Below are 9,348 nucleotides of genomic sequence, written 5' to 3' on the forward strand. Positions count from 1 at the left end.
GGCGCCCGGCGGCGGCGCCAGGTCGGTCACGGTGCGCCGTTGCGCGAGTGGCTGACGACGTTGCCGGCACTTGGATGAATTTCGCAGGGCCGACTTTTTCGTTTTCGTCGCACGCACGCCCCATGCCCCGGTGGCGAAACTGGTAAACGCACGGGACTTAAAATCCTGCGCCGCAAGGCTTGCCGGTTCGAGTCCGGCCCGGGGCACCACAGGCGGGCTTCGGGGTGTCTCACCCTGTTTCAATTAGCGGCTGGCGGGCATCGGGTTGGTACTCGACAGCGCCGCGGGATCGGTGAGCCGGCTGGCCTTCAGAGCAGCTCCAGCACCCGTTCCGGGGGGCGCCCGACGACTGCGCGGCCGCGGTGCACGAAGATCGGGCGCTCGATCAGGCGCGGGTGCGCCGCCATCGCCGCGATCAGCTGCGCGTCGGTGAGCGAGTCGTCGTCGAGGCCGAGTTCGGCGTACTCGGGCTCGCCTTTGCGCATCCACGCGCGTGGGGGCAGCCCCAGCATGGCCTGCAAGCGGGTGAGTTCGTCCACCGATGGCGGTGTGTCGAGGTAGGCGACGATACGCGGCTCGATGCCGCGCTCGCGCAGCAACTCCAGCGCGCCGCGCGACTTGGAGCAGCGGGGGTTGTGATAGAGGACGGTGTCGTTCATGCCGACAGTCTAGCGCCGCGGCCTCGCTGCCCGAAGACGGCGGCGCTCGTCGGATCACCGCGATCGCGCGATTCGTGCGCGTCGCGAATCGGCGCTAGCATGGGCCTCTCCCACTGGAGACCGCGACCATGTCGGACCATGTCTACAAGACCCTCGAACTGACCGGCTCGTCCACCCAGAGCAGCGACGAGGCGATCCGCATCGCGATCGAGCGTGCCTCCAGATCGATCCGGAACATCAAATGGTTCCAGGTCGTGGAAACCCGCGGCCACGTCGAGGGCGGCCAGGTCGCGCACTGGCAGGTCACGTTGAAGATCGGATTCACGCTCGAAGACTGAGCGCGGACACGGGGACATCGGGGGCGTCGGTTCGCCGGCCGCCAGCGGAAGGCACCGGGACGCTGAGGCTGGTCGTTCGCGGCAGCGGTGCAGCCGACCGGCGCGGGCCGGGGCCAGCCGACCGAGTCGGTCTCGCTCGCCTACGAGCGGATCAGCACCGGCGACTGACCGGGCGAACGGCACGGACGGCGGTTCCCGCGCGCGGCCATGGCTTGGGCGCGGGGGCGCCGCCCGTGCGGGATGGGAGCGCGGCGCGCGATCGACCGGCCTTCACGACGCGCCCGCGCGGTAGGCCGCGCGCAGCAGTTCGTGGAAGTGGTGCACGGCGTTCTCGCGCAGCGGGTTGAGCCGGCCGGGCACGTACGAGCCGGAGGCCAGGCCGCGCTGCACGTCCTCGCAGATGGTCAGGTCCTCCACCTGCACTTCGTCGCTGAAGCGCAGGTCGGCAAGACGGCGCGTGGCGGCCTCCTCGCTTTCGTCGAGCGCGTAGTAGAAGTCGAACTCCACCCGGCAGCGGTCGACGCCGCGCGGGATGACGCGGTTGGTCTGCAGGCGGCCGGGCAGGATGTTGAGCATGGTGTTGGGCCACAGCCAGTAGTAGAGCGCGTCGCCGTCGCCGTACAGGCCGTCGCCGCTCTCCAGCGGGCTCCACTGGAAGGAGTGCCAGCGCGCGGTCTCGGTCACGTAGCTGCGGTAGTCCAGCAGCCGGTTGAGGCCGGGGTGGATGTGGGGGACGTGGTAGCCCTCCAGGTAGTTGTCGACGTAGACCTTCCAGTTGCAGGCCACGTCGTAGCCGACGCGATGGTGATGGCCGTAGCCGGCGAGGCCGCGGTGCGGGCCGAGGCGGGCGTCGATGCCTTCGACGAATTCGTCGAAGGCCGGCGCGTGCGCCGGGTCCACGCAGGCGAACACCAGCCCCTGCCACACCCGTACCGCCAACTGCGGCAGGCGGATCGTGGCCGGGTCGAAGTCCGGCGCGCCGTCCATCTCCGGCGCCGAGCGCAGCACGCCGTCGAGAGTGTAGGTCCAGCCGTGGTAGCGGCAGCGCAGCGACCTGGCGGCGAGGCCGTCGCAGCTCGCGATGGGGCCGGCGCGGTGGCGGCAGACGTTGTGGAACACGCGGATGTCGCCGTCGCCGCCGCGCACGGCCAGCACCGGCAGGCCGGCGAAGTCGGCGACGACGTGGTTGCCCGCGCCCCGCAATTGGCAGACGTGCGCGATCAGTTGCCAGCCGCGGTCGAAGACCAGGCGGCGGTCGAGCGCGGCCATGTCGGGCGCGGTGTAGTAGCGGGCGGCCAGCGCGGTGGCGTGGTCGAGCGGTTGTGGGGCGAGGTCGGGGTGCGGCATGGCGTGAGTATGCACCCGGACCGGCGTGCCATTGCCGGCTCAGCGGCGCAGCACCAGTTCGGGTGGGCGGCCGTGTTCGAGCAGCACGTAGGCCGCCTGCTCGAAGCGGTCCGCCAGTGCGTCGGCCTGGGCGCGCGACAGGCCCAGCACGAGGAAGCTCGGCTCCGCCCAGGCGCCGTCCTCGGCGCGGCCTTCGCCGGTCAGTACCCGCGCGCCGGCGGCTTCCGCGCGGCGCCGAAGCTCGGCGTTGCGGCGTGCGTTCTGCGCAGCGTCGAGCGGCTTGGCCAGCGGATTGGCCGCAGTGAGAAAGGCTGCGCTGGTGAGCCCGTGGGCGGCGAGCAGGGCATCGACCTGCGGCGCCGGCTCGCCGATCCGGATGATGAAACGGTGCGGGCCGTCATTCACCCGGTACAGGGTGCGGCGAAAAGCGTCGAGCAGCGCTGGCGGCAGGGTGGAGGACATCGGGCAGGGCGCGGAGTCGTGCGGCAGTGTGGCGGCGGCCGTTTCCGGATGGCGCGGCTTGACCGCCGCATGCGGCGAAAGTACCATGCGCGACTCGCGGTTCCTGGGCGGTTAGCTCAGCGGTAGAGCACTGCCTTCACACGGCAGGTGTCACAGGTTCGATCCCTGTACCGCCCACCAGATTCCGAAAGCGCGAAGGCCGGGCAATGCCCGGCCTTCGTCGTTTCCGGGGGCCGTTGCGGCACTCATTCCAGCTGCGACCTGGCGAATTCGACATCGAGTTTTTCCATTGCGTCCTTCGGCTTGAGCGAGCTCGCTTTTTCGTAGGCTGCGGCGGCGGCGTCCTCGCCCTTGTCGCCGTGCAGCAGAAGCAGCATGTTGCCGTACTCGATGTGGGCGATCGGCGAGTCGGGGGTGAGCCTGAGCGCGGTCTTGAGGTGCTTTTCCGCTTCCGAGGCCTTGGCGCCGTAGGTGAGGCCGCCGATCATGCTGCCGACCTTGGCGATGATCTCGGCGTGGTAGAGGCCGAGCGCGGTATGCGCCTCGGCATGGTCGGGAGCCAGTGCCAGCGTGGTGTCCAGGCTTTCGCGCACCTTGCCCGCCAGCCCCAGCTTCAGCGCCTTGGCGATGCTGATGCCCTGGCTGTAGCGACCGAGGGCGAAGGCGCGCCGATAGTGGCTGTTGGGCTCGTCGGGGAGGGCGAGCATGGCGGCTTCGGCGAGCTCGGCGGCCTTTTCGAAACGCTTGAGGCGCTCGGCCTCGTCATCCACCAGATAGATGGCGTGGATGCCGATCGCCTTGCAGGCGACCGAAGCGCCGAGCGGCCCCAGCGCCTCGCCGGCCTCGAAGGCGGCCTGGAAATCGCCGCGATGATAGGCGCGCCAGGCCTCCTGCAGCCGGGCGGCCAGCGCTTTGGCATCCAGTCCCTTGGGCGGCTTGGTCACGGCGCCGAGCAGTTCCTCGGCGCGGTCGAGGTCGGGATAGGGCTCGCGGTCGCCGGCATGCAGCTTGCTCCAGGCTTTCCTGAGCTTGTCGCCGGCGTAGTCGAAGGCAGCCTGGTCGTGCGGGAAGGGTGGCCAGGCGGTTTTCTTGGCGGCCATGCGCGATCTCCTTGTGCGGGCCGCCGCAGCATCGCCCGGGCTGGCGCCGGCTGGCAAGCCGCGCTGACAGGCCGGGCCCAGCGGGCCATCAGGCGGGTCATCAATAGTGTGATTGCTCCAGCGGACAGTCCGAGAATGACCACCGGACTCTCTCTCCTGCCAGGGATGGCGCCATTCCGCGACGAGGTGTCACATGGTCAAGCAGGTCAAGGCGCGCCGCGCCAACCGCACACCGCGGGTGAACTCCCATACGCTCTGGCTGGCCGGCCTGGGCGCCGTTTCGATGGCCCGCAAGCAGGCCGTCAAGGCGGTCGCGCTGGCCCAGGCCAACATCGCCGGGCTGCGCGAACGTGCCGTCACGCTGGCTGGCGAGCTCGGCGGCAGGGTGTCGGCGGTCAAGGCGGAGGCGGATGCACGGCTCAGGCCGTTGCTGGCCCGCTTCGGCTTCGGCGGCAAGCGCAAGCCGGCCGCGCGCAAGGCGCCGGCACGCCGTCGCCCGGCGCGCGCCGCCACCGGGCGCCGCCGCAAGGCCGCGTAAACCCCGCTCCTCCACGTCAGTGGCGAAGGCGCCCCGGCTCCGGTCGGGGCGTTTTCGTTTGCGCGGGCGATCGCGCGCGGGCGATCGCGTCGTCAGTCGCGGTAGGCTTGGGTGAGGGTGTTCAGATGCAGGCGCTCGGCATCGCGCAGGAAAGGGGCGAGCAGCATCATCACCTGCACGATGCCCTGACGGATCGCCTCGTGCTCGTCGCGCTCGCCGCGGGCGCCGGCGTAGTTGAGCCAGAAGGTGGCGATGACCAGGATGTTGGTGGCGGTGGCCTCGATCTCCGCTGCCGAGGCACGCATCACGCCGGCGCGGACCAGCCCGCGCATCACCGCGGTGGCGTTGTCCGAGGCGCGCTTGAGGATGCGGGCGAAGCGCAGCCGCAGCCGCCGGTTGCGGCTGAGGATGTCGATCAGGTCGCGGTAGAGGAAGCGGTAGTCCCAGATGCACTCGAAGACCAGGTGCAGCTGCAGCCAGATGTCCTCGAGCTCGGGCAGCCGATCCTGCGGCGCGGTCAGGGCGGCGTCCATGCGCTCTTCGTAGCCGGCGAAGAGCTGCTCGATGATGTCGTCCTTGTTGCGGAAGTGGTAGTACAGGTTGCCCGGGCTGATCTCCAGCTCGTCGGCGATGTGGTTGGTGGTGACGTTGGGCTCGCCGCGCTCGTTGAACATGACGAGCGCGGCATCCAGGATGCGCTGGCGGGTCCTGCGGGCCATCCGCGTGTCAGGACTTGAGCTTGTTCACCAGGTCCACGTACTTCTTCATCGCGTCCTCGGGCGACATGCCCTTGAGCTTCTCCCAGGCCTCGTACTTGGCGCTGCCGACGAAGTCGAAGAAACCCGGCTTCGGTCCGCTCACGTCGCCTTCGGCGCCCTGCTTGTAGAGCGCGTAGAGCTTGAGCAGGGTGTCGTTGTCGGGCCGCTCGGCCAGCGACATCACGTCCTTGGCGGCTTGTTCGAACTGCGCTTTGAGGTCGGCCATGTGTGCATCTCCCGGGTGCTCGGGCCGTGATAGCACGCACCCCGCAGGTGGTCAACGCGAAATCCGGCCGGCCCGGATCTGCCGTCCGGCATCGCCGGGCGGCGGCTACGCCGCGCGCAGCGCCGTCAGCAGGCCGCGCGCGGCGTTGAGGCGGGCCTTGGGGTCGGGCAGGTCGAGTCGGATGCGGAGCTTGTCGGGTCCGTCCATGCCGTAGTGTTTCGGCTGCGACTGGATGAGGCGGATGACGTTCATCGGGTCGACCTTGGGCTGGGCTTGGAAGTGGACGCGGCCGCCGGAGTCGCCGAGGTCGAGTTTGCGGATGCCCAGCTCCTCGGCCTGCAGTCTGAGTTCGGCGACGGCGAAGAGGTGTTTGACCGGGTCGGGCAGCAGGCCGAAGCGGTCGATCATTTCCACTTGCAGCTCGCGCAGCGCGGCGTTGTCGCGGGCGGAGGCGATGCGCTTGTAGAGGGTCAGGCGGGCGTGGACGTCGGGCAGGTAGTCGTCGGGGATCAGGGCGGGAATGTGCAGTTCGACTTCGGCACCGCGGCCGCTGCCGGCGTCGAGGTCGGGGATCTTGCCGGCCTTGAGCGAGCGCACGGCGCGTTCGAGCAGTTCGGTGTAGAGGCCAAAGCCGACTTCGGCGATCTGCCCGCTCTGCTCCTCGCCCAGCAGTTCGCCGGCGCCGCGGATTTCCAGGTCGTGGGTGGCGAGGGTGAAGCCGGCGCCGAGCTCCTCCAGCGAGGCGATGGCCTCCAGGCGCTTTTCGGCGTCGGGGGTCATGGCCTTGCGGTCGGGCACGATCAGGTAGGCGTAGGCGCGGTGGTGCGAGCGGCCCACGCGGCCGCGCAACTGGTGCAGCTGGGCCAGGCCGAACTTGTCGGCGCGGTTGATGACGATGGTGTTGGCGTTGGGGTTGTCGATGCCGGATTCGATGATGGTGGTGCACACCAGCACGTTGAAGCGCTGGCGGTGGAAGTCGAGCATGGCCTGTTCCAGCTCGCGCTCGGGCATCTGGCCGTGGGCGATGCGGATGCGCGCCTCGGGCACCAGCTCGCCGAGCTCGCGCGCCATCTTCTCGATGCTCTCCACCTCGTTGTGCAGGAAGTAGAGCTGGCCGCCGCGTGCCAGCTCGCGCTGGAAGGCCTCGCGCAACTGGGCGCTGTCCCAGGGGGTGATGAAGGTCTTCACCGCGACGCGGTGCGCGGGCGGGGTGGCGATGATCGACAGGTCGCGCAGCCCGGCCATCGCCATGTTCAGCGTGCGCGGGATCGGCGTGGCGGTGAGGGTGAGCAGGTGCACTTCGGCGCGCAGGGCCTTGAGGCGCTCCTTCTGGCGCACGCCGAAGCGCTGCTCCTCGTCGACGATGACCAGGCCGAGATCCTTGAAGCGCACGTCCTGCTGCAGCAGGCGATGGGTGCCGACGATGATGTCGATCCTGCCCTCGGCGAGCTGGTCGAGCGCGGCCTTGATCTCTTTCGTGGACTTGAAGCGGCTGAGCACTTCGACGCGGATCGGCCAGTCGGCGTAGCGGTCGCGGAAGTTGCGGAAGTGCTGTTCGGCCAGCAGGGTGGTCGGCACCAGCACCGCCACCTGTTTGCCGGCGATGGCGGCGACGAAGGCGGCGCGCACGGCGACTTCGGTCTTGCCGAAGCCGACATCGCCGCAGACCACGCGGTCCATGGGTTGCTCGCGGCCGAGGTCGGCGATGACGGCCTCGATGGCGGCGTGCTGGTCGGGGGTTTCCTCGAACGGGAAGCTGGCGGCGAAGGGCTCGTACAGGCTGCGATCCACCGGCAGCGCCAGACCCTTGCGGGCGTGGCGGCGGGCCTGGATCTCGAGCAGTTCGGCGGCCACGTCGCGGACTTTTTCGGCGGCCTTGCGGCGGGCCTTTTCCCACTGCTCGCCGCCGAGCGAGTGCAGCGGTGCGTGCTCGGGGGAGGCGCCGGTATAGCGGCTCACCAGATGCAGTTGCGCCACGGGCACGTAGAGCTTGTCGCCCTTGGCGTATTCGATCTGCAGGTACTCGGCGGGCTGGCCGCCGGCATCGAGCGTGACCAGGCCGCGGTAGCGGCCGACGCCGTGGTCCTCGTGGACGATCGGCGCGCCCTCGGCGATCTCGGTGAGGTCGCGGATGATCGCCTCGGGCTCGCGCCCGGCGCGCTTGCGGCGGCGCGGTTGCGAGGCGCGCTCGGGGTAGAGCTGGCGCTCGGTGAGCACGCACAGCGCCGGCTCGACGAGGGCGAAGCCGTCCTCCAGCGGGGCGACGGTGACGGCCCAGCGGGGCAGCCCACCGTCGGCAGCGCCCAGAAACGCCTGCCAGCTTTCCACCACCTCCGGCCTGATGCCGTGGGCGTCGAGCTGCTCGATCAGCGCCTCGCGGCGGCCGGGCGAGTCGGCGGCGAGCAGGACGCGGCCGGGGTAGTTGGCCAGGAAGGACTTGAGCGCGGCGGTGGGGTCGCCCTTCTGGGTGAGTGGCAGCGACGGCGCGGGGGCGTCGCCGAGCGGCTGGGCGTCGGCACGGCGCGGATGCCCGGGGCCGCAGATTTCGGCGCGCGGCAGGGCATTGAGTTTTTCACGCAGGGCGTCCGGCGGCAGGAACAGTTCGTCCGGCGGCAGCACCGGGCGCTCGATGTCGTGGCGGCGCTGCTCGTAGCGCTCGCCGGTCTGCGCCCAGAAGTGCTCGGCGGCGTCGAGCGCGCCGTCGGCCAGTATGGCCAGCGCCTTGGGGCCGAGATAGTCGAACAGGGTGCCGGTGCCGCCGCCCTTGCCGGCGTCGAAGAACAGCGGCAGGTAGTACTCGATGCCGGCCGGGGCGACGCCTTCCTTCAGGTCCTGGTAGATCGGGCAGCGGCGCGGGTCGATGTCGAAGCGTTCGCGCAGGGTGTCGCGCACGCGTCGGGTCGCCGCTTCGTCCACCGGGAATTCGCGCGCCGGCAGCAGGCGCACCGCGTCCACGGTGTCCTGCGAGCGCTGGGTTTCCGGGTCGAAGCTGCGGATCGAGTCGATCTCGTCGTCGAACAGCTCGATGCGGTAGGGCGTGGCCGCGCCCATCGGGTACAGGTCGAGCAGGGCGCCGCGCACGGCGAAGTCGCCGGGATCGAGCACCTGCGGCACATGGCGGTAGCCGGCGGCTTCGAGGCGGCGCTTCTCGTTGTCGAGGTCGAACTTCTGTCCGCGGCGCACGTCCAGCGCGCTGCCGGCGATGAAGCGCACCGGCGGCAGCCGCTGCATCAGCGTGGACACCGGCACCACCAGCACGCCGCGCGCGGTGGCCGGCAGCGCGTAGAGCGCGGCGATGCGTTGCGAGACGATGTCCGGGTGCGGGCTGAACAGGTCGTAGGGCAGGGTTTCCCAGTCGGGGAAATGCAGCACCGGCAGATTGCCGGCCAGCGTCCTGAGGTCGCTTTCGAGCGTGTGCGCGGCGTGGGTGTCGCAGGTCACGGCCAGCACCAGGCCGTCGTGCGCCTGCGCGGCGCGGACCAGCGCCAGCGCCAGCGAGGACGGCGAGGCTGGCGGCGCCCAGTAGGCGCGCTGCTGACCGGCGCGCGGCAGCGGGGGAGCGGGAAGGCGGGGGGCGTTCATGAAGCCGCGCAGTTTACCGCGCCGGGCCGTGGCGGCAGCACCGGCCCGGCCGGTGCTTGTGTGTAGGAGCAACTGTCTTCTTGTCCCCCCGGCTTCGGTGCCCACGGCGTGTAGCGCCGCCAGGCTCGCGTGCCTGTGGGTCTCTCGCGACCTGGCCGGCGCGTTGCGCCGGAGGTTCCGTCCGCCTGCCGGCGGCCGGGTTACTTTTCTTTGCTTGCCCGACACGACTTCGGACGGTGCCTTGCGAGCACACATCCCTGTGGCGCCCGCCGGCCAGCACATCCGTGTGCTGGCGCTCGCCGGGGCGAAGCCGTGCTTCGCCTTATCCGGCTCGCCCC

Annotated in this window: 9 protein-coding genes and 2 tRNA genes; 4 read left to right on the forward strand and 7 right to left on the reverse strand. The window is 70.3% G+C overall.

What is annotated here, in order from left to right; translation table 11 throughout:
- The first annotated feature begins 124 nt into the window (after positions 1 to 124).
- Positions 125 to 209: transfer RNA gene (locus HNQ58_RS13160), tRNA-Leu, on the forward strand.
- Positions 210 to 308: 99 nt separating this feature from the next.
- Here HNQ58_RS13160 and arsC read toward each other — a convergent pair.
- Positions 309 to 659: an arsenate reductase (glutaredoxin) gene (gene arsC, locus HNQ58_RS13165; RefSeq protein ID WP_183949391.1), complete on the reverse strand. Its 351-nt coding sequence runs from the start codon at positions 657 to 659 to the stop codon at positions 309 to 311.
- Positions 660 to 787: 128 nt separating this feature from the next.
- Between arsC and HNQ58_RS13170 the strand changes: the two genes are divergently transcribed.
- Complete coding sequence (locus HNQ58_RS13170) at positions 788 to 997, forward strand: dodecin (RefSeq protein ID WP_183949392.1); 210 nt, start codon at positions 788 to 790, stop codon at positions 995 to 997.
- 270 nt (positions 998 to 1,267) lie between these two features.
- On the opposite strand, the gene HNQ58_RS13175 is transcribed toward HNQ58_RS13170, so the two are convergent.
- Positions 1,268 to 2,344 (reverse strand): aromatic ring-hydroxylating oxygenase subunit alpha, encoded by a 1,077-nt coding sequence (locus tag HNQ58_RS13175; RefSeq protein ID WP_183949393.1) that lies wholly within the window; start codon positions 2,342 to 2,344, stop codon positions 1,268 to 1,270.
- A 39-nt stretch (positions 2,345 to 2,383) separates the two neighbouring features.
- Positions 2,384 to 2,893, reverse strand: coding sequence for a DUF3293 domain-containing protein (locus HNQ58_RS13180; protein WP_183949394.1), 510 nt, complete (start codon positions 2,891 to 2,893; stop codon positions 2,384 to 2,386).
- Positions 2,894 to 2,911: 18 nt separating this feature from the next.
- Here HNQ58_RS13180 and HNQ58_RS13185 point away from each other — a divergent pair.
- Positions 2,912 to 2,986: transfer RNA gene (locus HNQ58_RS13185), tRNA-Val, on the forward strand.
- Between the two features lie 65 nt (positions 2,987 to 3,051).
- On the opposite strand, the gene HNQ58_RS13190 is transcribed toward HNQ58_RS13185, so the two are convergent.
- Positions 3,052 to 3,906 carry a tetratricopeptide repeat protein gene (locus HNQ58_RS13190; protein ID WP_183949395.1) on the reverse strand — a complete coding sequence of 285 codons (855 nt, stop codon included), beginning with the start codon at positions 3,904 to 3,906 and terminating at the stop codon, positions 3,052 to 3,054.
- 193 nt (positions 3,907 to 4,099) lie between these two features.
- Between HNQ58_RS13190 and HNQ58_RS13195 the strand changes: the two genes are divergently transcribed.
- Positions 4,100 to 4,444, forward strand: a complete 345-nt coding sequence (locus tag HNQ58_RS13195; protein ID WP_183949396.1) for a hypothetical protein — start codon at positions 4,100 to 4,102, stop codon at positions 4,442 to 4,444.
- Between the two features lie 92 nt (positions 4,445 to 4,536).
- On the opposite strand, the gene HNQ58_RS13200 is transcribed toward HNQ58_RS13195, so the two are convergent.
- The 3 genes from HNQ58_RS13200 to mfd form a co-directional block, all read right to left on the reverse strand.
- Positions 4,537 to 5,163 (reverse strand): TetR/AcrR family transcriptional regulator, encoded by a 627-nt coding sequence (locus HNQ58_RS13200; RefSeq protein ID WP_183949397.1) that lies wholly within the window; start codon positions 5,161 to 5,163, stop codon positions 4,537 to 4,539.
- Between the two features lie 7 nt (positions 5,164 to 5,170).
- Entirely contained in the window at positions 5,171 to 5,428 is a 258-nt protein-coding gene (locus tag HNQ58_RS13205) for an acyl-CoA-binding protein (RefSeq protein WP_183949398.1), read from the reverse strand.
- A gap of 105 nt (positions 5,429 to 5,533) precedes the next feature.
- A complete protein-coding gene (gene mfd / locus HNQ58_RS13210; protein ID WP_183949399.1) occupies positions 5,534 to 9,010 on the reverse strand; it encodes a transcription-repair coupling factor in 3,477 nt (1,158 codons plus the stop codon).
- Positions 9,011 to 9,348 lie beyond the last annotated feature (338 nt).

It is taken from the genome of Rehaibacterium terrae, assembly GCF_014202935.1.
In the GTDB taxonomy this organism is placed as follows: Bacteria; Pseudomonadota; Gammaproteobacteria; order Xanthomonadales; family Xanthomonadaceae; genus Rehaibacterium; species Rehaibacterium terrae.

Coding starts and splice junctions, on each gene's coding strand:
- HNQ58_RS13205 (WP_183949398.1), bottom strand. CDS start 5,428: ATGGCCGACCTCAAAGCGCAGTTCGAACAAGCCGCCAAGGACGTGATG.
- arsC (WP_183949391.1), bottom strand. CDS start 659: ATGAACGACACCGTCCTCTATCACAACCCCCGCTGCTCCAAGTCGCGC.
- HNQ58_RS13200 (WP_183949397.1), bottom strand. CDS start 5,163: ATGGCCCGCAGGACCCGCCAGCGCATCCTGGATGCCGCGCTCGTCATG.
- HNQ58_RS13195 (WP_183949396.1), top strand. CDS start 4,100: ATGGTCAAGCAGGTCAAGGCGCGCCGCGCCAACCGCACACCGCGGGTG.
- HNQ58_RS13190 (WP_183949395.1), bottom strand. CDS start 3,906: ATGGCCGCCAAGAAAACCGCCTGGCCACCCTTCCCGCACGACCAGGCT.
- HNQ58_RS13180 (WP_183949394.1), bottom strand. CDS start 2,893: ATGGTACTTTCGCCGCATGCGGCGGTCAAGCCGCGCCATCCGGAAACG.
- HNQ58_RS13170 (WP_183949392.1), top strand. CDS start 788: ATGTCGGACCATGTCTACAAGACCCTCGAACTGACCGGCTCGTCCACC.
- mfd (WP_183949399.1), bottom strand. CDS start 9,010: ATGAACGCCCCCCGCCTTCCCGCTCCCCCGCTGCCGCGCGCCGGTCAG.
- HNQ58_RS13175 (WP_183949393.1), bottom strand. CDS start 2,344: ATGCCGCACCCCGACCTCGCCCCACAACCGCTCGACCACGCCACCGCG.